The sequence below is a fragment of the Bacillus sp. FSL M8-0049 genome (assembly GCF_038593355.1).
Classification (GTDB): domain Bacteria; phylum Bacillota; class Bacilli; order Bacillales; family Bacillaceae; genus Bacillus; species Bacillus safensis.
In genome coordinates this window covers 2,925,524-2,945,162 of the sequence record NZ_CP151986.1, presented here as the reverse complement: position 1 = coordinate 2,945,162, position 19,639 = coordinate 2,925,524, and the positions used below count along the sequence as shown (strand labels likewise).

The 19,639-nt window shown below is 41.3% G+C and carries 25 protein-coding genes; 14 read left to right on the top strand and 11 right to left on the bottom strand.

Features of this window, described 5'->3' with window-relative positions:
- The first annotated feature begins 232 nt into the window (after positions 1-232).
- The 6 genes from NSU13_RS15315 to NSU13_RS15290 all read left to right on the top strand — a co-directional run bounded on the left by NSU13_RS15315 (position 233) and on the right by NSU13_RS15290 (position 4,771).
- Positions 233-625 carry a hypothetical protein gene (locus NSU13_RS15315; RefSeq protein ID WP_327825504.1) on the top strand — a complete coding sequence of 131 codons (393 nt, stop codon included), beginning with the start codon at positions 233-235 and terminating at the stop codon, positions 623-625.
- Positions 626-640: 15 nt separating this feature from the next.
- Positions 641-1,309 carry a PspA/IM30 family protein gene (locus NSU13_RS15310; RefSeq protein ID WP_024423427.1) on the top strand — a complete coding sequence of 223 codons (669 nt, stop codon included), beginning with the start codon at positions 641-643 and terminating at the stop codon, positions 1,307-1,309.
- A gap of 104 nt (positions 1,310-1,413) precedes the next feature.
- Positions 1,414-2,283 (top strand): DUF4097 domain-containing protein, encoded by an 870-nt coding sequence (locus NSU13_RS15305; RefSeq protein WP_041115720.1) that lies wholly within the window; start codon positions 1,414-1,416, stop codon positions 2,281-2,283.
- Between the two features lie 30 nt (positions 2,284-2,313).
- Entirely contained in the window at positions 2,314-3,078 is a 765-nt protein-coding gene (gene liaF / locus NSU13_RS15300) for a cell wall-active antibiotics response protein LiaF (RefSeq protein ID WP_034281438.1), read from the top strand.
- A complete protein-coding gene (gene liaS / locus NSU13_RS15295; protein ID WP_034280874.1) occupies positions 3,075-4,139 on the top strand; it encodes a two-component system sensor histidine kinase LiaS in 1,065 nt (354 codons plus the stop codon). Before liaF ends, liaS begins: the two co-directional genes overlap by 4 nt.
- Positions 4,136-4,771, top strand: coding sequence for a response regulator transcription factor (locus NSU13_RS15290; RefSeq protein ID WP_024423423.1), 636 nt, complete (start codon positions 4,136-4,138; stop codon positions 4,769-4,771). The genes liaS and NSU13_RS15290 overlap by 4 nt, the downstream gene beginning before the upstream one ends.
- A gap of 42 nt (positions 4,772-4,813) precedes the next feature.
- On the opposite strand, the gene NSU13_RS15285 is transcribed toward NSU13_RS15290, so the two are convergent.
- Genes NSU13_RS15285 through NSU13_RS15270 form a run of 4 tightly spaced genes read right to left on the bottom strand, consistent with a single transcriptional unit; the run spans position 4,814 to position 8,843 of the window.
- A complete protein-coding gene (locus NSU13_RS15285; protein ID WP_034280872.1) occupies positions 4,814-5,182 on the bottom strand; it encodes a hypothetical protein in 369 nt (122 codons plus the stop codon).
- A 37-nt stretch (positions 5,183-5,219) separates the two neighbouring features.
- Positions 5,220-6,341 (bottom strand): Ger(x)C family spore germination protein, encoded by a 1,122-nt coding sequence (locus tag NSU13_RS15280; protein ID WP_070326007.1) that lies wholly within the window; start codon positions 6,339-6,341, stop codon positions 5,220-5,222.
- Positions 6,338-7,432: an endospore germination permease gene (locus NSU13_RS15275; RefSeq protein WP_034280869.1), complete on the bottom strand. Its 1,095-nt coding sequence runs from the start codon at positions 7,430-7,432 to the stop codon at positions 6,338-6,340. Before NSU13_RS15275 ends, NSU13_RS15280 begins: the two co-directional genes overlap by 4 nt.
- A complete protein-coding gene (locus NSU13_RS15270) occupies positions 7,419-8,843 on the bottom strand; it encodes a spore germination protein (RefSeq protein ID WP_034280868.1) in 1,425 nt (474 codons plus the stop codon). Before NSU13_RS15270 ends, NSU13_RS15275 begins: the two co-directional genes overlap by 14 nt.
- A 112-nt stretch (positions 8,844-8,955) precedes the next feature.
- Between NSU13_RS15270 and NSU13_RS15265 the strand changes: the two genes are divergently transcribed.
- The 3 genes from NSU13_RS15265 (at position 8,956) to NSU13_RS15255 (ending at position 11,067) form a co-directional block, all read left to right on the top strand.
- Positions 8,956-9,123 carry a YvzF family protein gene (locus NSU13_RS15265; protein ID WP_003213147.1) on the top strand — a complete coding sequence of 56 codons (168 nt, stop codon included), beginning with the start codon at positions 8,956-8,958 and terminating at the stop codon, positions 9,121-9,123.
- Between the two features lie 89 nt (positions 9,124-9,212).
- Entirely contained in the window at positions 9,213-10,607 is a 1,395-nt protein-coding gene (gene fumC, locus NSU13_RS15260) for a class II fumarate hydratase (RefSeq protein ID WP_061110061.1), read from the top strand.
- Positions 10,608-10,761: 154 nt separating this feature from the next.
- Positions 10,762-11,067, top strand: coding sequence for a hypothetical protein (locus NSU13_RS15255; protein ID WP_342489605.1), 306 nt, complete (start codon positions 10,762-10,764; stop codon positions 11,065-11,067).
- 21 nt (positions 11,068-11,088) lie between these two features.
- Here NSU13_RS15255 and NSU13_RS15250 read toward each other — a convergent pair whose 3' ends face one another.
- Positions 11,089-11,967, bottom strand: a complete 879-nt coding sequence (locus tag NSU13_RS15250) for a TetR/AcrR family transcriptional regulator (RefSeq protein ID WP_144496373.1) — start codon at positions 11,965-11,967, stop codon at positions 11,089-11,091.
- A gap of 192 nt (positions 11,968-12,159) precedes the next feature.
- On the opposite strand from NSU13_RS15250, the gene spxO reads away from it, so the two are divergent.
- Positions 12,160-12,324 (top strand): anti-adapter protein SpxO, encoded by a 165-nt coding sequence (gene spxO / locus NSU13_RS15245; RefSeq protein WP_003212782.1) that lies wholly within the window; start codon positions 12,160-12,162, stop codon positions 12,322-12,324.
- A gap of 20 nt (positions 12,325-12,344) precedes the next feature.
- Here the strand turns inward: spxO and NSU13_RS15240 are convergent, their stop codons facing one another.
- Both NSU13_RS15240 and NSU13_RS15235 read right to left on the bottom strand, forming a co-directional pair.
- On the bottom strand, positions 12,345-13,676 hold the full coding sequence (locus NSU13_RS15240) for a HAMP domain-containing sensor histidine kinase (RefSeq protein WP_034280863.1): 1,332 nt from the start codon (positions 13,674-13,676) through the stop codon (positions 12,345-12,347).
- Positions 13,673-14,347, bottom strand: a complete 675-nt coding sequence (locus tag NSU13_RS15235) for a response regulator transcription factor (protein ID WP_034280861.1) — start codon at positions 14,345-14,347, stop codon at positions 13,673-13,675. Before NSU13_RS15235 ends, NSU13_RS15240 begins: the two co-directional genes overlap by 4 nt.
- A 327-nt stretch (positions 14,348-14,674) precedes the next feature.
- Here NSU13_RS15235 and NSU13_RS15230 point away from each other — a divergent pair, with 327 nt between their 5' ends.
- Positions 14,675-16,075 (top strand): trypsin-like peptidase domain-containing protein, encoded by a 1,401-nt coding sequence (locus tag NSU13_RS15230; protein ID WP_326135767.1) that lies wholly within the window; start codon positions 14,675-14,677, stop codon positions 16,073-16,075.
- Positions 16,076-16,124: 49 nt separating this feature from the next.
- Here NSU13_RS15230 and NSU13_RS15225 read toward each other — a convergent pair whose 3' ends face one another.
- Entirely contained in the window at positions 16,125-16,967 is an 843-nt protein-coding gene (locus NSU13_RS15225; RefSeq protein WP_326135766.1) for an oxidoreductase, read from the bottom strand.
- Between the two features lie 113 nt (positions 16,968-17,080).
- On the opposite strand from NSU13_RS15225, the gene NSU13_RS15220 reads away from it, so the two are divergent.
- From NSU13_RS15220 to NSU13_RS15210, 3 genes are all read left to right on the top strand, one after another.
- The gene (locus tag NSU13_RS15220) at positions 17,081-17,527 is read left to right on the top strand and encodes a YusW family protein (RefSeq protein ID WP_176544474.1); all 447 of its coding nucleotides are present in this window, start codon (positions 17,081-17,083) and stop codon (positions 17,525-17,527) included.
- Between the two features lie 146 nt (positions 17,528-17,673).
- Positions 17,674-18,504: an ABC transporter ATP-binding protein gene (locus NSU13_RS15215; RefSeq protein ID WP_008347057.1), complete on the top strand. Its 831-nt coding sequence runs from the start codon at positions 17,674-17,676 to the stop codon at positions 18,502-18,504.
- 71 nt (positions 18,505-18,575) lie between these two features.
- On the top strand, positions 18,576-18,827 hold the full coding sequence (locus tag NSU13_RS15210) for a YusU family protein (RefSeq protein ID WP_024423411.1): 252 nt from the start codon (positions 18,576-18,578) through the stop codon (positions 18,825-18,827).
- 33 nt (positions 18,828-18,860) lie between these two features.
- On the opposite strand, the gene NSU13_RS15205 is transcribed toward NSU13_RS15210, so the two are convergent.
- The 3 genes from NSU13_RS15205 to NSU13_RS15195 are packed head-to-tail and all read right to left on the bottom strand — an operon-like array spanning position 18,861 to position 19,635.
- Positions 18,861-19,208 carry a spore coat protein gene (locus NSU13_RS15205; protein ID WP_024423410.1) on the bottom strand — a complete coding sequence of 116 codons (348 nt, stop codon included), beginning with the start codon at positions 19,206-19,208 and terminating at the stop codon, positions 18,861-18,863.
- Between the two features lie 11 nt (positions 19,209-19,219).
- Entirely contained in the window at positions 19,220-19,471 is a 252-nt protein-coding gene (locus NSU13_RS15200) for a hypothetical protein (RefSeq protein WP_048237393.1), read from the bottom strand.
- A 26-nt stretch (positions 19,472-19,497) separates the two neighbouring features.
- Positions 19,498-19,635 (bottom strand): YuzL family protein, encoded by a 138-nt coding sequence (locus NSU13_RS15195; RefSeq protein WP_003212904.1) that lies wholly within the window; start codon positions 19,633-19,635, stop codon positions 19,498-19,500.
- Positions 19,636-19,639 lie beyond the last annotated feature (4 nt).

Here is a 19,639-nt window from a genome sequence, read left to right as displayed (position 1 = left end):
AGACTGCAAAGGTTTTCTATCACGCTGAAAAAAGAAGACCAAGGGCTAAAATTGCCCTTGGTCAACAATCTGAGCACTCTTCAAATAGAAGAGTGCTTTTTTATTAGGTTCTGCCGCTCAGTCTGAGCATTGTTACGACTCTAGTCGCAATCAAAGATCAATCTGTGACACGTTTTGCCGGCTTTCTTTTTTGACTATAGTTAAAGCAAGGAGCAAGAAAGGAGGCATGAAGATGAAAATAACAAGTAAAACCATTATCGGTTCAATTTTATTGTTTGTCGGTTTATCCATCTTCTTTGGTGGTTCATTTGGTGGACTGATCCCGGTTTTGATTGGGGCAGGCCTCATCTATGTAGGTGTTAAACAATACGAAAAAGGCAGTAAAACCTTAGGTGTCATTCTAGCAGTCATTGGTGTATTGATCGTCGTGCAATTTTTGCCGTTTATACTTGGCATCGCATTTGCAGGGGTACTTCTTTATTTTGGCTGGTCGATGATCAATGGTGAATCTACCAAAAAATCATCAAGCAGAGCATATATGGAGCCAAACACGGCACCTAATACGGAAGAACCGCTTCACACGTCTTTTGATCAAGAATGGGAAGACTTTTTAAAGAAAAAATAAAAGGAGGAACATCAAATGGTATTAAGAAGAGTAAGAGATATGTTTGTTGCAACTGTCAATGAAGGCTTAGATAAATTGGAGAATCCGCGTGTCATGCTGAATCAATACGTTCGTGATATGGAGGATGATGTTGCGAAAGCGAAACATGCCATCATCAAACAGCAAACGATTCAGCAAGGCTTCCTGCGCAAAGCAGAAGAGACGGAAGCATTTGCTGAAAAGCGAAAGAAGCAGGCCGAGCTGGCATATCATGCGGGAGAAGAGGAGCTTGCACGAAAAGCGCTCACAGAAATGAAGTATTTTGAAGAAAAGCACAACGAATATCAGGAAGCCTACCAGCAATCTGTGAAACAATTGAAAGAGCTGAAAGAGCAATTGCAGCACTTAGAAACGAAGCTGCGTGATATAAAAGACAAGAAGCAGGCACTGATTGCAAGAGCCAATGCCGCACAGGCAAAGCAGCATATGAATGATTCCATCAATAAAGTAGACAGTGAAAGTGCATATAAAGAGTTTCTCCGAATGGAGAACCGTATTGAAGAAATGGAAACAAAAGCAGGCAGCTATGCACAATTTGCGGATCAAGGTGCATATGCTCATTTAGATTATGCCGACGAGGTTGAAAAAGAATGGCAGAAGCTGAAGCTCGAGAAAAAGCCTGAACAACAGCAAGCAAACGTATAGAGATCACATCGGAAGAAAAGCAGGCTTTTTCTTCCGATATTTGATTTCTTTCTGTTTCGCTTTTCCTTATAATGAAAAGGTCAGAAGATAAAGGGATGGTATGAATGAAGCGATTAATCGGTCTAATTTGTATACTTGTAGGTATCTTTTTAATGATTGGCATGCTTTTCAAAAATGAAGATCTCTTTCATTTAAGTTTTTCCCGTGAAAAACCAGTGACAAAAGCTTCAGCGAAAAAAGAGGAGATTGATCAATTAGATATTTCTCTTTCTGGGTTTCGCGTGAAGGTAAAACCTGAAAATCGTTCCGATATTTCCGTGACTGCTGTCAATGGAAAAGGGAAAATGTATGCGGAGCAAACAGGCGGTACCTTTAAAATTCGCGCTGAAAATAAAAGCTTCTTGTTTTTCACTCAATTTGAAAAAGGAGAGCTTTTAGTTAAAATTCCAACAGATTATCATAAAAATGTGAAGATTACGGGTGGAAGCGGAGTCAGCGAGATGAACGGAGAAGGAAAGCTGTCCCTTCAAGATGTGATACTCAAATCAACGAGCGGAAACCTCACAGCTGAGAATTTCTCAGCCAAAAATGTGGAAATCAAAGCAACCTCTGGCAGGCTGGCAGTGTCGCACATCGATGCGAAGGATAGTGATATTGGGGCAACTTCAGGGCGTGCCGATATTAATGATGTCAAAGGCGAGCTACAATTGGGCATGACAAGCGGCCGATTGACAGCAAGTTTTGATACAATTGAGTCACCTGTCTCCTTTCATATGACATCAGGGAGCGCGAAATTTAATTTGCCAGATGACGGAGATTTCAACGTTCAGGTGAAAAAAACAAGTGGAAGCGTCGATCACTCGTATGACTTTGATCAAGTGGATAGTGAAGGTCGAGGCTTTACAGGTACGCGGGGGAAAGGGACACATTTAGTCGATATTGAAATGACAAGTGGTAACCTCAAGCTGCGGTAATGATTGAAAGAAAGGAAGGAGGCGAGTCAACTGCGTTTTACAAGGAATCAAATTTTAGGCATCATTGTCGTGATATTTGGTATTAATTTATTTCTCAAAATTATTGGGATCGGAGCAGATTTGTTTTGGCCTGTGTTTTTTGCGCTGGCAGGTTATTGGCTGCACTCACGATCCAAACGTTGGCTCGGTTCAGTTTCCTATATTTTTGCCGGCTTTCTCTTCTTAAAATTTCTGCTCAATATTACATTTAGTTTAACAGGTTACTTATTTGCGGCCTTTTTGATTTATGCCGGCTATCGCTTATTGAAAAATAAACCTGTTTTTGATGTCGATAAAAAAGAAACATCAGACGACGGGAAGCCTTCACTGAAAGTCAATCTTGAAAAAAAGGACGATCAGAAGAAAACAAAAAGCCAGACAAAGCCGCGCAAAGAGCATGACTTTTTTATCGGTGAAGTCAGGCTGATGAAAAAGCCGTTTCAATTAAGTGATTTGACGATTTCAGGTTTTATTGGTGATGTTAAAATCGATTTATCAAAGGCGATCATCGCAGAAGAAGAGAGTACGATCGTGATTAGCGGGCTGATCGGAGATGTGGATATTTACGTACCGCAGGATATTGAAGTATGTGTGAGTGCTTCCGCCGCGATTGGTGATATGAAAATCATAGATGAAAAAAGAAGCGGGTTCGGCAGTAAAGTGTACGTGATGACCAACGATTACGATGAGAGCAAACGAAAAGTGAAAATCTCCATCTCTCTATTGATCGGAGATGTGGATGTGAGATACTTATGAGGAAATTCCATTTAGGCCTCCAGTGGCAATCTGTTCGTCTTGGCGTCGGTATCTCGCTCGGTGTTGTGACGATGACGACACTGCCGATGTTTTTTTATTATCAGCTTGATCCGATGATTCTGCTTTCTACCCGCTGGTTTGGCATACCGTTTTTTTGTATTTTACTCATCGTTAGTCTTGCGATTGGGATTTCTGCCGGGAGTGTATTTGGCTATCAGCATAAGAAGCGCCTCGATCAGCTTGTAGAGTCGATTTTGAAATTTGAAAATGGAAACTTTGCATACAGACTGCCGTCTCTTGGCGACGATGAAATTGGCTTAGCCGCCGATCAATTAAATGAAATGGCGAAGCGAGTGGAAGGGCAAGTAGCCTCTTTGCAAAAGCTTTCAAATGAACGGGCTGAATGGCAGGTTCAAATGAAGAAATCGGTCGTCTCAGAAGAGCGGCAACGGCTTGCACGAGAGCTCCATGATGCGGTCAGCCAGCAGTTATTTGCGATTTCGATGATGACTTCAGCTATTCTTGAAGGCATGAAGGAAAAGGATGAAAAGATATTAAAGCAAATGCAGCTTGTCGAACGAATGGCTGGCGATGCACAAAATGAGATGCGTGCTCTTCTGCTTCATCTAAGACCGATCACGCTAGAAGGAAAAGACCTGAAAAAAGGCTTAATTGAGCTGCTAAATGAATTTCAAGCAAAGCAGCCGATTGATATTGATTGGGAAATCGAAGATGATGTTCCGTTATCTAAAGGAGTAGAGGACCACCTCTTCCGAATTGTGCAAGAAGCCCTGTCTAATGTATTTAGGCATGCAAAGGCGACAAAGGTAACTGTGCGCCTGCTCATAAGAAACCGGCAAGTGCAGCTAAAGATTATTGATAATGGTATCGGCTTTCAAACAGACCATGTGAAGACAGCCTCCTACGGACTTGAATCGATTCGAGAGAGAACAAGTGAAGTAGGCGGTGTCGCAGAGATTATGTCATTTGAGGGAAAAGGCACACAAATTGATGTGAAGGTTCCCATTTTTGATGAAGGAAAAGGAGAGAACGTTCGATGATTCGAGTGCTTTTAATCGACGATCACGAAATGGTGAGAATGGGTCTTGCGGCCTTTTTAGAGGCGCAGGCTGATATTGAAGTCATTGGTGAAGCGTCAGATGGACAAAAAGGTGTAGAGCTAGCCGTTGAATTAAAGCCAGATGTGATTTTAATGGATCTTGTCATGGAGGGGATGGATGGCATCGAAGCAACGAAAAGAATTTGTCAGGAAATTGAAGATGCCAAGATTATCGTTCTGACGAGCTTTATTGACGATGATAAAGTCTATCCAGTGATTGAGGCGGGTGCTTTAAGCTATTTATTAAAAACATCCAAGGCAGGAGAAATTGCTGATGCCATCAGATCTGCAAGTATCGGCGAACCAAGACTTGAATCAAAAGTGGCTGGAAAGGTCATGAATAAACTCCGTCATTCATCAAATGGGTCCATCCTTCACGATTCATTAACGGCAAGAGAAATGGAGATCTTGAAGCTGATTGCGGATGGGAAATCGAATAAGGTCATTGCCGAGGAATTATTTATTACAATTAAAACGGTGAAGACCCATATTACCAACATTCTTTCCAAACTTGATGTGGAAGATCGAACGCAGGCGGCTGTGTATGCGCACCGCCATAAGCTGATTCAATAAAAAAACAGCTTTCAAGTGAAAGCTGCTAGAACATGCGTAAAATTAGTCCTTCTGTCCTGTGATCGGACGTTCGGATAGTTGATGGAGCTCAGGAACTGGAAAAGCCTCCTGCTCCTTGGCCGGTTTTTCTTCCAGGGTTTTCTTCATTTCGGATAAAAGCTTTACGCTCTCCTTTGCTGCTGCCGCTTTTTTTTCCTGCAAATCAATGATCTGTGAAAGTCCGACGAATAATCCGCCTCCCAACAGAAGGAGCGCAGGGGTTTGTCCATAATAAACCACGATCAAAAATGTGCTTGAAAAGCTGTCGGCTTCAATGAAGAAATCTTCTTTTGATTGCGTGAATACAACGATTAACAGAAGTATCCCTAGAATCAAAAATAGAATGCCGGCCGAAAGTAAAGCTCGTTTCATGATTGACACCCTTTTTTTCTTACCATTTTAACATACTCTATAAAGATTGTGTTGCGCCCTTAGTCCCGAAGTCACGGATTTTCACATTTGCTTTGTAACGAATGTCCGATTCACTAAATATTTCATCCCAATGCTTCGCTTCTTTTCGAAAGTCCTTTGGATACGCAATACTCGCTTTTTGATAAAACCCGCAAATATCTGCTTTGATCTCATGCTGTAATTCCTCAATGAAATCTTTTACGTTTTTCTCTAATCGACGCTCCACAACACCTTCAATCTCTTGGAGATACTTTTCATTAAATGCATTTTCCCGCTCATTCCAATCCTCAGATAATCTTCCTTCAAGCGCCACTGACACATTAAATTGATATTTTCCGCTGGCTGTTTTATTCGTTTCAATGTTGTGTTTCAGTTTAAAAATCTCAAAAGAATAGATGCTGTGATCATATTCAAATTCAATGACTCCGCCTTCTCCGTCTCCGGTCAACAGGTTATACGACTGCACGGCTAACGGAGAGATGTTGGTGAGAAATCGTCTGTTCTTTATAATAGAGGCTCCGTCCAGCATTAATTTCCCTTGATCCACACCGACTTTCGGAACAGCAAAAGATACGTTGTTTTGCATAGCAGAAGAAATATCTCCTAATGAAGCGGGCTTGAGCATACGTATAGTCGATTTAGTATTCCTAGAAATATCATATAATGTAGAAGAAGCTGGCTGTCCATCGTCATTGATTTTCAGCAAGTCCCCAGGCTTCTCAGAAGTCATAAAGACAAGGCTTCCTCTCCGTGTTTCATTGTCGCGAATAAATTGATTAATGACGAGGTCGAAATTATTCTCATTGATGAGCTCCTCAGAAAATAAATACACCCTCAGCTGCTGGGCGAAAATCCGGTGACTCTTGAGCGTTGTTGTTCGGAATATTTGATGTACGGAATCACCACTCGTTTCAATAATCTTTGTTGGGTCTTTTACGCTGGATTCTTGCTCAATTTTTTGAGGAACAAGGACTTGCATAGATATTTTAAGCTTATGACCGTCATCTCCTTTATCTAAGCCAAAACCAATCGCCATGTTGAGCTCCTCAATATTGGTACTATCCCAGCATCCACTTAATAGAACAAGGGCCAGGTATGCAAAGGCCGCCTTTTTTTTCATGCTGCTTTCCGCCTCCTTTTAAAAAACACGATGATAAATAAGAGAAACGGGAGGATGCCGAATAAAAGGAAAAATAAATGGTTCACATAGGTTAGATAATCACGCACTGTATCAACATCTTTTGGGAAAACGGCGGCAAAGTAGATGACAATTCCCATCAACGTGAGTACGACTTTTTTGGGTAATTTTGTTAGTTTGGATACCCCCATTGCAGCAAAAAACGTATATCCTACAAAGCTCGTATAAAGCTGAACAAGCCAAACGATAAGCAAAAAAGATTCAATTCGCTCAATAAAAATCCCCTGTATATCGAACGATTGAAATAAAGCAATCGTCGGCCAAGTCAACGTCGCAGTTTCTTTCACAGTGAACGCACCAACGACAAGAATATAGGTGAATATATAAATGATCGCAGGAATTAAAAAGCCGATTGCGCCATAAGCAAAGGTGTGTTTTTGCGTGTTCATATAGACAGGCATAAACAGCATCATTTCAATGCCGACAAACGAAATGGCTGATGCGTTAAGGGATTTGAAGACAGGGGAGAATCCCTCTCCTAAAACAGGCCGGAGGTTATCTAACTTAAATTCTTGAACACTGAGTCCATATGCAACAAATAAGATAATCAAGGTCACAATGAGGAAAAAAGGGCACAGTCTGGCAAAATCACCAATCCCGCCGACTACGAGATAAAGACCAACCAAAATAAAGCTGATCATTGTCACCGCTACAGGTGTGTTTTGAAGCAGAAAGAACTTCACCATTTCTGACATAGCCCGTACTTCATAGCTGGCAACGCCAAGAAAATAAACAATAATGAGCAGGTTAGCAAGAGCACCAATCCACTTTCCAAGCCCCTCATTTGTATAATCATAGTAAGAGGAGAAGGGGACTTTTTTCATCATAAGGACATTCACAAAAATAAATACAATGTAAATGACGCTCATGAGTAAGAGTGCAATCCAGCCATCAGGTGTAGTTGCAGCCTGTGCCATTGCTCTGGGCAGAATCATCATACTTGCACCTAATGTTGTATTGGCAATAATGGCACTTGCCTGATAGCTGGTGATCGACTCTTTATGATTGACCATATCGTTCTCCTTTCTTTTGATTTTTCAAAGGCAATCGAATGATGGAATTGTCTTCATTTTTATAGCTGAACACAAAGTCTGGCGAAAAATAAGGCGTACCAAAACTTTTTTGCCGTGTTAAATGGGTAAGGAGAACGAGCATGAACAGCACAATCCCATATAAACCCAAAGTAGCTGCCGTAAACATGGACACAAAGCGGAGCACGCGGAACGACATGCCCATCCCGTATTGAGGCACAGTAAAGGAAGCAAGGGCAATCACACTGACGATAATCACCATAATCGAGCTCACAATATGAGCCTGAACGGCCGCCTGCCCAATGACGACTCCGCCTACAAGTCCAATCGTTTGACCGAGCGGATTTGGCAGCCTTAAACCAGCTTCCCGCAGCAGCTCAATCGTTATCTCCATGATGAGTGCCTCCACAATAGGCGGAAAGGGGACATTTTCTCTTGTACTTGAGATCGAAATAGCCAGTGTTGTTGGTAAAAGTCCTTGATGGAAGGACACAAGCGCAATATAAATGGCTGATAAAAATAATGTCAGAAAGATAGAGGTAAACCGCAGCATACGAATGAGAGAGGCGGCGATCCACCTTTCATAATAATCATCAGGTGATTGCATAATCGTCGCGAGAGAAGCAGGTACAATTAACACAAAAGGTGAATGATCAACAAAAATGGCGACACGTCCATTATTTAAAGCAGATGCCACTTTATCCGGCCGTTCTGTGTTTTGGATTTGCGGGAAAGGCGAGTACACATTGTCCTCAATCAGTTCCTCAAGAACACCGGAGTCTTGTATATCATCAATGGTGACTTGCTTGAGCCTTTTTTTCACTTCTTTTAAAACAGACGATTGAGCCATACCGTCAATGTACATGATGGTCACTTGGGTGTACTTTTTTTGACCAATTTTCATGTCGACGGTTTTAAGATTGGGGTTTTTCAAGCGCTGCCTCACAAGAGCTAAGTTCGTATCTAAATCTTCAATAAAGCCAATTTTCGGGCCTCTCACAATTGTTTCAGAGGTAGCATCACCTATACTGCGTTTCTTCGTTCCATGCGTTTCTAAAATATACGCATGCTGAAATCCGTTAATCAGTACCACACAATGCCCTTCAAAAATCGCATCGACCAATTCCTCGGTGGTCTTCACAGAACGGGTGGTCATCATCGATAAATTGGATTCCAGCTTCTCTTTTGTGAGAGACGTATGATCTTGGAGAAGCAGCTTTAAAAAGGTTTGAATCTCCATCGTTTCGTTCATTTCTTTTATGTATAAATAGTAAACCACCTGTCCGTGAGGCAGTGTTTTTTTCTCATGGACCAAATCGTCCATTTCTTTTAATTGCGGAAGGATGACGGAGAGATTATCGTATAAGTGCTCTTTTAATGGAGTCTGATTCATTTGGATCACCCGCCTCAAATCTTTTTCTTAGCATTACCTGCTTGAAAAAACAATATTCTGTGTTACATTATTTTGTGGTAAAAGAAAGAATGAGGGTTTTGGAGGAAACAAGATGGCACAGATTCGTTTAGCAGGAACAAAAGAGGAGATCGACCGTATTCTACAGTCGTTTGACAAGCATTATGAGGTGACCTATACATCAAAGGATTACGGAAAAACGAACCCAAAATACAAATATTCGAAGGATGTTCGCGTTTATATTGAACTAAAATTAAAATAAAGATAAAATTTTAATTGAAAACGCTTAAAGGATTTTCGTTTTTTGTATAGAATAGAGTTGAGTGATGAGAAGCTATGGAGGGATACATAATGACAGAATTTAGAATCGAAAAAGATACAATGGGCGAAATCAAAGTGCCGAAGGACAAGTTCTGGGGTGCACAAACACAACGAAGCAAAGAAAATTTCAAAATCGGTTCTGAGAAAATGCCAAAGGAAGTTGTGAATGCGTTTGCAATTTTGAAACGTAGCACAGCGATTGCGAACGAACGACTTGGCAACCTTGAAAGCGAAAAAGCAGAAGCAATTGCTGCTGTATGTGATGATATCATCAGCGGAAAGTATGACGAGCATTTCCCGCTTGTTGTTTGGCAGACAGGCAGTGGAACACAAAGTAACATGAACATGAACGAAGTCGTTGCAAACAGAGCAACTGCTTACTTGAAAGATAAAAATAGCGAGTTCAGCATTCACCCGAATGATGACGTTAACCGCAGCCAAAGCTCAAATGATACATTCCCAACGGCTATGCACGTGGCAGCTGTTTTAGCTGTGTACAAAAAATTGCTGCCTGCAATTGACCAGTTAAGAACAACTCTTGATGAGAAAGCAAAAGCGTATCAAGAGATTGTGAAAATCGGCCGTACGCACTTGCAGGATGCAACACCGCTGACAGTTGGTCAAGAGATTAGCGGCTGGGTATACATGCTGGATCGTTCAAAAGAAATGATTCTAGAATCAACTGAAAAAATGAGAGAATTAGCCATTGGCGGAACTGCTGTTGGTACAGGAATTAACGCACATCCTGAGTTCGGTCAATTTGTTGCTGAGGAAATCAGCCAGCTGACAGGTCAAACTTTCAATTCTTCACCAAACAAATTCCATGCGCTGACAAGCCATGATGAAATTACGTATGCACACGGTGCCTTAAAAGCACTTGCAGCTGATTTAATGAAAATTGCCAATGATGTAAGATGGCTTGCAAGTGGTCCTCGCTGCGGAATTGGCGAATTGATCATTCCTGAAAATGAGCCGGGAAGCTCCATTATGCCAGGAAAAGTTAACCCAACCCAAAGTGAAGCATTAACTATGATTGCAGCGCAAATCATGGGGAATGATGCCACAATCGGTTTTGCGGCAAGCCAAGGAAACTTTGAGCTGAACGTATTTAAGCCAGTCATCATTTATAACTTCCTGCAATCAGTTGAACTACTTGCTGACGGCATGAACTCATTCCATGACAAGTGTGCAGTTGGAATCGAACCAAACCTTGAAACGATTGAGAAAAACTTGAACAATTCATTGATGCTTGTGACGGCATTAAACCCGCACATCGGATATGAAAATGCAGCTAAAATTGCGAAGCTTGCGCATAAAGAAGGATTAACACTAAAAGAAGCAGCACTTCAATTAGAGCTGTTAACTGAAGAGCAGTTCGAGCAATTTGTGAAACCAGAGGAAATGGTGACACCGAAAGCAAAATAAGAAACCAGGGGCAGCTGCCCCTGGTTTTTATGTGGGAAGATATTTGAGGTAAATAGTTGTGAGAACAATAAAGACAAGATTTATTAGATGGCTGCGGACACGTGATGTTGAATTCTTTCAAGTAATGTCCCTAGATACGGAGGAGTCAGCTTTTTTGTTATATATTGATCAAAGACGGCCCGAGGGTGGGAATCATATTGATATATTTTTGATCTCTCATTTTGAGCTGTCAGAAGAGTCGTATGAAGATGTTCTAAGTTTCAATAACGATATGCTAGGCTTTAAACCAACCTGTTCGTTTTGTATGGACACACTGTCGATAGAGGAAGAATTTGAATTTGATTTTCCTTGTGACATGCTTGCTGTTCAAAAATATGTAGATGACTTACTAAATAGAGTTCAAGCCAGCAAACTTCCTGAACTGACACATAAGGATTTTGATTTTTTATCACAACAATAAACCCAGGGCATCCCCTGGGTTTTACAAATGATCCTCTTTCAAAATACGCAAAAGTGAATCAGAATTGGTTTGAAGCGGTGCATATAATTTCAATTGGTACAGCATGCCTTTCACGATGACTTGTCTTGGTTTTTGTTTGTTTAATTCATTTTCCAGGATGCCAAGCGCTTCAAATAACTCAGGCTCGTTTTTCACTTCATAGTGTGCTTCAGCAATCTCTCTTAATTCCTTTAAAAGAGATTCTGTGAGCGGATCGAATGACCGTTCATAAATTGGACCAAACCAATCGCTCGCTTGATCTACAGAAATGAGAGGAAGATCATTTCGCTTCATCATACCGCCCATCAAATCATCGATACGATGAATCATGGTTTTGGCAAGCTCTTCTGCTTCCAGCTGAAAATCATATAAAATGGCAAGCTCGAAATAAACGTGGCTCATGCCCTCAATCGTCAAACATAAATCAGCCATATAAGGAATAGCAGCGTCTCCATACACTTGTTTAATGTTATCGATGTGAAGCTGGATGGTTGCAAGCCTAATTTGTTTTGCGAGCTGCTGCGTTTCTTCATTCAATGGAAGCGCCCTGTCGCTCAGCTGCATTTTAATAAAATCCTTTTGCTGCAAAATATTATCGTAATAGACAGTGAGCTGTTTGCGGTAGGCTTCTTTTGGTGTGCCGCCCTCTGTTTGAACCTCATGAATCCGGGTAAATACCTTATCGTAATAGTAATGAAGGATCGAAATGAGCAGTGCTTCCTTTGATTTAAAATAAAGATAAAAAGCACCCTTTGACATGTGGCATTCATCTGCAATTTCCTGAACAGACGTTGTGTTATAGCCTTTGCTGGCAAATAATTTCATGCCAGCCTCAATGATCATTTTTTCTTTCTTTTTCAAAATGAATGTCATCCTTTCTTACCGAGAGACAAATGTCTTAGGAAACGTGCGCAAAGAGATGTGACTTATCGGTCATAAACGACGAAAGTTTTCAAAAATTAATCAGATTGTAACTTGTTTTTTACAGTGTAATTCTTTATATTATAAAGTAAGGTGACCAACTGGTCAAAATATGTGAAAGGATGATGTTCCATGAGAGAAATCGATGATATGATTAGACGCCTGCGAACAAAAGGGATTCAAGTAGAAAAAGTCAAAATGCCGAAAGAGACAACCATTGAAAAGAAATGGATGTATCAAGCTGGCAAAAAGATCAAAGCCACATACCGTGATTTCAATGGGTATTCATTCATCTAAAAAAGACTGCGGTCAAAAACCTACAGTCTCTTCTTTGGAACCATAATTGTATAACGTACACCTAGATCATCATTTTCAATAGATATGGACGCTTGATGCATTGAAAGAATTCTTTTGACAATGCTTAATCCAATACCGAATTCGCCCTTTTTTCCCTTACTAAAAGGCTCGTATAGGTTGGACAGCATATGTTCTTCAATTGGAGGACCGTCATTACGAATGACAATGCGGATTTGATCCTCTTCCTGTTTCATCTGAATATCAATCTTACTTTTTGCGTACCGAAGTTGATTTTCTAGTACATTCTCAAATAATTTGCTCCATTGTTCTGGATCGCCTTCAAGAGCAGCCTCATCATCTAAGTCCACGTTCCACTGCAATTCATTTTTCGACCAGCGTATTCGGTCGACCACTTCCAGCATCGTATTACTGAGTAGGAAGGAAGAATGTGCGGGATGTTGTTTTGATAAATAATCAAGCTTTGTTAAGTACAGCAGATCCTTGATTTTCTTCTCAAGCTTTTCCGCTTCACCTTCAATGACTTCCACCGTTTGTTCAAGATCTCCCTTAGGAAAAATACCATCTTTAATGGACTGAGTGTAGCCGCGGATGACCATGACAGGTGTCTTTAAGTCATGTGAAATATTCTGCAAAAGTGTCCGTTCTGTTTCATCTTTTTGAATGAGTTTTTGTCTCATTTCTTCAATGGTATGACCAAGTTTGCCAATTTCATCTTGCCGGTCAACGATGACAGGATCGTCCCAGTCCTCTTGGGCAATCCGTTTGACGTGCTTTTCAAACGCAACGATTGGTCGGGATAAATAGCGGGCAAGCCAAATCGATGGAATCCAGCTTAGTAAAATAACGGTGCCTAAGATAAAGATCAGCTGTTTAAACAGGGTAAAGGACAGGTCATCTCGATAAGAATCTGGTGCATAGGACAGAAGAATATATTGTGTATTGCCTGATGATACCTTTTTGATGACAAAAAAGATATGCTGGCCGTTCACCTCTTCAGAATACCGTTTCGTTGCGCTTTTTTGTTTTTTCACAAACGATTGGATTTTCTCAATAAAAGCATGCGGAAAAAACTGCGCCATTTGATCTAATTCATCTGATGGGATCAAAATGTGCTGCACGGAGCGGTTTTCCGGTGTCGATTTTGGCGAGCCGTCTCGGTTCAATGGATATTCTGTCAGCACTTGCTGTTCATTTTCGATATTTTTATAAATTTCATTTGTGAAGAAGTCACGTAATGTATTGGAAAATAGAATAATCAGGACAATGGAAATGGTGAGCAAAATGCCAGAGATCACGACCCAAATTTGAAAAGCGAGCGGTTTGTTCTTCATCCTTTAAGCATCCTATAGCCAAATCCATAGATGGTCTCGACCTTTAAGTCGGGCATTTTTTTGCGCAGCCGTCTGACAAGGTCATCCACCACACGATCTGTCCCGAAGTAATCGTGTCCCCAAATCTTGACGAGGATATCTTCACGAGAAAAAGCATGTCCCTGGTGATGTGTAAATAAAAGCAGCAAGTCAAATTCCTTAGAAGTTAAGTTAATGAGCTGTCCCTCTTCATAGACCTCTCTTACATCCTCATGAATGACATAAGAAGAAACTGAAGTGACGCTTTGCTGCGGTGTATCGCTGTTTTTATACACAAGCTCCAGCAGCTTTTGAACCCGAATGATCAGCTCACGCGGAAGAAACGGCTTCGCAATATAATCACTGCTTCCCAGCTCTAAACCGAGGACACGGTCGATATCTGCATCCCGGGCTGAAATGAAAATGACCGGTACGTCAGGTGATGCGGCTTTAATTTCTTTTATGAGGGTATAGCCGTCTGTATCAGGCAGCATGATATCTAAAATCCATAGATGCGGCGGCTTGTTCATTGCCTCGCGTGCCGCTTCTCCGGTTAAAAAAGAGGAGACATTCCAACCTTCACTCTCTAAATATTTGGTTAACAGTTCATTTAAATTTTGTTCATCTTCAACTAAATAAATGGTGTACGACAAAGTCTTCCACATCCTCTCAACGTCATTATAACGGGATACGAAGGCGGCATGTCAACAATCACACGCTTTTTTCACAATTTCACATATTCTTCTCATCATTATCCCATAATGTTTGATTATGATAAGGTCAAGGGAAAAAAGGGCATAGACAAAAGGCGGATGAATAGGTGCTTTTCATCAATGTGCGCACCTTGCTTTTTTTCTATGAATAAGTATTATATAATTTGACATATTGCCATAAAGTATTTTTCAATGATCTTTCCAATAAGAGGACCTGAAGTCCTATCTAGACATATGAATGAAACATGATGTAAAGGAGTGCAAGCGATGGATTTCCGAAGAGAAGATGAAGAGAATAAGATGAATCATCCAGAAAATCAAGACAATGAAATGAATCATCAAAAAGATACCCATCAAGAGAATGAGAAACAAATAGACGCACCAGAAAAAGAGAAGGAACTTGTTTTTCACCAGCATGAAAACGAAGCATCTGCTACAGAGGAGAGTGTGACAAATCATTCTCCTCAAATGGTGGATGACCGTGCGTCGAAAAAAGAGAAAAAGCGGAAGGCGGCATGGCTGAGCCCGATTCTTGGAGGAATTATTGGCGGGGGTCTTGTACTTGGCATTACACCGCTTTTGCCGCAGTCACAGGATACAGCTGCCAACACGCAAACGCAGACAGCATCAAGCGAGCCGGCAGCCTCAGATAATTTCTCGACAAAACAAATCACCAATGCCACAAATGTGGCTGATATGGTAGAAGATTTAGAGCCAACCATTGTTGGGGTCTCAAACTATCAATCTACACAAAATTCGTTTGGCCTGAGCGGTGATCAAACAGAAGCTGAAGCTGGAACAGGCTCTGGTGTCATCTTCAAAAAAGATGGCAAAAAAGCGTACATTATTACAAATAACCATGTTGTCGAAGGTGCCAATAAAATCAAGGTCACCCTTTATGATGGAAAAACGAAAGACGCAAAGCTTGTCGGCAGTGATGTCATGACAGATTTAGCCGTTGTTGAAATGAACGCAGACGGTATTGATAAAGTGGCGAGCTTTGGTGATTCTTCTAAGCTTCGTGCTGGAGATAAAGTCATTGCCATTGGGAATCCGCTCGGTGCACAGTTCTCAGGTACTGTGACAGAAGGAATTATTAGTGGTCTTGATCGTACTGTAGAAGCAAATACGTCATCTGGTACGGTGGAGATGAATGTGCTGCAAACAGATGCAGCGATTAACCCAGGAAACAGCGGGGGGCCACTGATCAATACTGACGGTCAAGTCATTGGCATCAACAGTTTGAAAATCAGCGAAAGCGGTGTGGAATCACTCGGATTTGCGATCCCAAGTAACGATGTCAAACCGATTGTAGATGAGCTGTTAAAAAATGGAAAAGTTGAACGTCCATACCTTGGCGTACAAATGATTGACCTTGAGCAAGTGCCTGAGACATATCAGGAAAATACGCTCGGCTTATTTGATAAACAAATCGGCAAAGGCATTTACGTAAAGGATGTTTCAAAAGGTTCACCTGCACAAAAAGCAGGCTTGAAATCTGGAGATGTCATCATCAAGTTCAAAGGGAAAGACGTAGTGAACAGCTCTCAGCTGAAAGAAATTCTTTACAAAGAAACAAAAGTCGGCGATAAAACCACAATGACTGTCATCCGTGAAGGAAAGAACAAAAATCTAGATATTACCCTTGGACAGTCAGATAGCGAATAAATGAAAAAAACAGGTGGACATGTTGACATATCCACCTGTTTTTTTGTGCTTATTTTTTTGAAGAGAGTGTCCGTAGAATGATGTGTTCCCACATGTTCCAAGGCAGAAGCTGCTTTGCTGTGAATGAAAGCCGTACGCCTTTTCCAACAAGATATCTCAGCCGTTTCAGCCGCTTCTTTTCTGCTAATCGTACAACAAGCTCTGCCACTTCACGAGGATCTCCATAGTTGGATTTCTGGGCATCAATATGGGCCATCATCTTTTGATAGAGTTTTGTGTATTTCGATCCTTCTGCTGGCTGAATCATTTGCTCGTTCATGGAGGTGTTCCAAATATTCGTCTGGAAAGAGCCTGGCTCGATCAAGGCCGCCTGTATACCGAACGAAGCCAGTTCAATCCGCAAGCTTTCTGTATAGCCTTCCAACGCAAACTTAGACGATACATATGGAGAAAGTGCAGGCATCCCCATTAATCCGCTGATGCTGCTCATATTGAAAATCTTTGCACCACTCGTCATAAACGGCAGCACTGCTTGGGTCATTTCCATCACACCGAAGACATTCACTTCAAATTGCTGGCGGTACGTGTCGACAGGAACCTCCTCCGCAAAACCAGCAAAGGCTGTTCCCGCATTGTTCACAAGCAGGGTAATGGGTGCATAGGCATGAAGCTTCTTCTGAAATGCTTGAATCGACTGCGTATCGGTCACATCTAACGCTTCAATATGTATCATGCCAGATAAAGAGGCTTGATCAATTTCTTCAGCGAGCTTTTTGGCATTGGTTTCCTGTCTGACGCCGGCAATCACTGTATAGCCCCGCTTGGCGAGACGCATCGTGATGAGCTTGCCAAAGCCGCTATTGGCACCAGTTACAATGGCTGTTCTTTTCATCATCCCATTCTCCTTTTTGTTTCAATTTATCATAGTGCGATGTTTTATTGAATAACAAAAAGGAGCCTGGAGAAGAATAAAAAGCGATGCTGTGAAATAGGAGGAAACACATGATGTGTTGGAAGAAGGCGGGACGAATAGGAGTGCTGCTCTTTATGCTGTCCGGCTGTCAATCAGTTGAACCGTTACAACAAACACATGAAGCAGAAGCAGAAAGTCTGTCAGCTGTTCAAATGAAGGAACTGCCATTTCAGCATGTGCATCTGCATGTACAATATGGACAGAAAAACGAATTATACGAAGCGACTTATCGTCAGGCAAGAGGCAAAGAGGAGGCGATCATTCGTGATCATATGAATGGGGTCCGCTATGAAGGAGAAGAAGCCTTGCGCGAAATGAAGATGAAGCTGAATGATATGTCGATTCCTAGTGAAAAGATCAATGAAGTGTATGTAAAGGAACTATTAGCTGCTTTTAATTTAGATGATGATTATCAGCGGATACAGATCGATCTGAAGCTAGAAGATGGGACCAAACGTACATTCCAAAGGAAGAAATAAACGAGACTTTCTCATTTTTTAAATGAAAATGATTTTCAAGATCACTTAAATCTGATACACTAAATTGAGATAAGTGATCTTTTACGTCTGTACATAGACGATATTTCATATAAAAATTTGGATGAGAAAAGGAGCGTTTGAGCGGAATGAGTGCCATTTCTACTGAAGGTTTAAGCTTAGGCTACGGAGAAACAATGATCATCGATGAACTAAATGTATCAATCCCTAAGGGTGAAATCACAGTATTTATTGGCAGTAATGGATGCGGTAAATCCACGCTACTTCGCTCTTTGGCCCGTCTCATGAAGCCAATGGGTGGTTCTGTCCTGCTTGAAGGTCATTCCATTGCAAAATTACCTACAAAAGAAGTAGCAAAACAACTCGCCATTCTTCCACAAGGACCAGAAGCGCCAGAAGGATTAACCGTGCATCAGTTAGTGAAGCAAGGCAGATATCCTTATCAAAATTGGCTGAAGCAGTGGTCGAAGCAAGATGAAGAAGCAGTGAACCGCGCATTAAAGTCAACAAAGATGGAAGACCTTGCTGATCGGACCGTTGATTCATTATCAGGTGGACAAAGGCAGCGTGCATGGATTGCGATGACGCTGGCCCAAGAGACCGATATTATTTTGTTAGATGAGCCGACGACATATTTAGACATGACACATCAAATCGAAATTTTGGACCTTCTGTTTGATTTAAATGAGAAAGAGCAGCGCACGATTGTGATGGTTCTTCATGACCTCAATCTTGCATGCAGATATGCTCATCATCTTGTGGCGATTAAAGACAAGTCAATCTATGCAGAAGGCAGACCAGAAACAGTGATTAATTGTGATCTCGTGAAAAATGTCTTTGATATGAATTGCCAAGTGACAACAGATCCTTTATTTGGAACACCATTATGTATTCCGCACGGTAGAGGACGCTGTATTGTGCAGCAAGCGCAAGCTGAAACATTTCTTGCTGCAAGATAATCGTATGTCAAAAGCCTGACATCTGTATCTCACAGAGTCAGGCTTTTTTCTGAAAAAGGAGCGGAATATCAATGGGAAATGAATTAGATGAAAAGCTGGAAGGCTTGCTTGATAAATATACAGAGCTGCTGCTCGGTGAATCAACAGACGAGCTGAAACAAGATGTGAAACAGTGGGTGATCTACTCTCATATTGCAAAAAGCATGCCGCCGCTAGCAAAGCATTTCAATGAAACGTATCCAGAAGCAAAAGAAGAAATCAAACACACGATTCAACGGATCAAACAGTTGAACGAAGCTCATCGCGCCAATAAAGACCGTTAAAAAACTGCCAGCACTAGACTGGCAGTTTTTTTCTTATGACATTTGTGATGAACCGTACGGCGATTGATCTGTCAGTGTTTGCTGGAATTTCTGGTGTGCCTGCTGGAGCTTTTGCTGATCAGCGGCTTCAACAGAATACCAGCCATATCGGAACATGACATCATATAAATGTCTTTGTGTTTTCTGTGTTTCCAGTGCAATTCGCTGAATATCCTGATAAAGAGATTCATGACTGAATTCATTGAGCGCTGTGTTGTATCCACTTGTCATATATTTTTCAGTCGACAAGAGATCTGTGACGAAATCACGATCGTTCATATTTGTTGTTGTGGGAACCGGAGTTTGTGGATTCCCGATTTTTTGTTGGTTTTGCTGTTCCATGTTTTTTCCTCCTATTGCATAAAGCCAGTAGACTGGCCTTGCCCTGAGCTGCCTAAATGCTGAAGAATTTGTGTGTAATGCTGATGATGCATTTGGCCAACTTGATTTAATTCTTGTTTCAATGTTTGGTCCTGGCAATGCTCGGCCATAAAATGAGCCTTTTTCATGGCGATCAAGTTCCAGTTGAGCATATCCTCTAAGTACAAGGAATCCTTCACTGAAATGACTTCTGGGGGCATATTCATTTGCTGATTATTCAACATGTGTTCCTCCTTACGAATTTGTTTCCTTACTGATTCTTTTTATATTGCTGATTTTGACTGGTTTTTTTCCCGCCAAGGTCTGCTTCCTGTGATGGACCTGCGTTTCCTTTTACACTTGCAGCACTTACGCCTGCTTTCGATGGGTTTTTCTTCAAACGAGACATGTGG

Bases quoted from the DNA above. Each gene is read 5' to 3' on its own strand.
- NSU13_RS15315 (WP_327825504.1), top strand. From the start codon at position 233: ATGAAAATAACAAGTAAAACCATTATCGGTTCAATTTTATTGTTTGTC.
- NSU13_RS15310 (WP_024423427.1), top strand. From the start codon at position 641: ATGGTATTAAGAAGAGTAAGAGATATGTTTGTTGCAACTGTCAATGAA.
- NSU13_RS15305 (WP_041115720.1), top strand. From the start codon at position 1,414: ATGAAGCGATTAATCGGTCTAATTTGTATACTTGTAGGTATCTTTTTA.
- liaS (WP_034280874.1), top strand. From the start codon at position 3,075: ATGAGGAAATTCCATTTAGGCCTCCAGTGGCAATCTGTTCGTCTTGGC.
- NSU13_RS15290 (WP_024423423.1), top strand. From the start codon at position 4,136: ATGATTCGAGTGCTTTTAATCGACGATCACGAAATGGTGAGAATGGGT.
- NSU13_RS15285 (WP_034280872.1), bottom strand. From the start codon at position 5,182: ATGAAACGAGCTTTACTTTCGGCCGGCATTCTATTTTTGATTCTAGGG.
- NSU13_RS15280 (WP_070326007.1), bottom strand. From the start codon at position 6,341: ATGAAAAAAAAGGCGGCCTTTGCATACCTGGCCCTTGTTCTATTAAGT.
- NSU13_RS15275 (WP_034280869.1), bottom strand. From the start codon at position 7,432: ATGGTCAATCATAAAGAGTCGATCACCAGCTATCAGGCAAGTGCCATT.
- NSU13_RS15270 (WP_034280868.1), bottom strand. From the start codon at position 8,843: ATGAATCAGACTCCATTAAAAGAGCACTTATACGATAATCTCTCCGTC.
- NSU13_RS15265 (WP_003213147.1), top strand. From the start codon at position 8,956: ATGGCACAGATTCGTTTAGCAGGAACAAAAGAGGAGATCGACCGTATT.
- fumC (WP_061110061.1), top strand. From the start codon at position 9,213: ATGACAGAATTTAGAATCGAAAAAGATACAATGGGCGAAATCAAAGTG.
- spxO (WP_003212782.1), top strand. From the start codon at position 12,160: ATGAGAGAAATCGATGATATGATTAGACGCCTGCGAACAAAAGGGATT.
- NSU13_RS15240 (WP_034280863.1), bottom strand. From the start codon at position 13,676: ATGAAGAACAAACCGCTCGCTTTTCAAATTTGGGTCGTGATCTCTGGC.
- NSU13_RS15230 (WP_326135767.1), top strand. From the start codon at position 14,675: ATGGATTTCCGAAGAGAAGATGAAGAGAATAAGATGAATCATCCAGAA.
- NSU13_RS15225 (WP_326135766.1), bottom strand. From the start codon at position 16,967: ATGAAAAGAACAGCCATTGTAACTGGTGCCAATAGCGGCTTTGGCAAG.
- NSU13_RS15220 (WP_176544474.1), top strand. From the start codon at position 17,081: ATGTGTTGGAAGAAGGCGGGACGAATAGGAGTGCTGCTCTTTATGCTG.
- NSU13_RS15215 (WP_008347057.1), top strand. From the start codon at position 17,674: ATGAGTGCCATTTCTACTGAAGGTTTAAGCTTAGGCTACGGAGAAACA.
- NSU13_RS15210 (WP_024423411.1), top strand. From the start codon at position 18,576: ATGGGAAATGAATTAGATGAAAAGCTGGAAGGCTTGCTTGATAAATAT.
- NSU13_RS15205 (WP_024423410.1), bottom strand. From the start codon at position 19,208: ATGGAACAGCAAAACCAACAAAAAATCGGGAATCCACAAACTCCGGTT.
- NSU13_RS15200 (WP_048237393.1), bottom strand. From the start codon at position 19,471: ATGTTGAATAATCAGCAAATGAATATGCCCCCAGAAGTCATTTCAGTG.
- NSU13_RS15195 (WP_003212904.1), bottom strand. From the start codon at position 19,635: ATGTCTCGTTTGAAGAAAAACCCATCGAAAGCAGGCGTAAGTGCTGCA.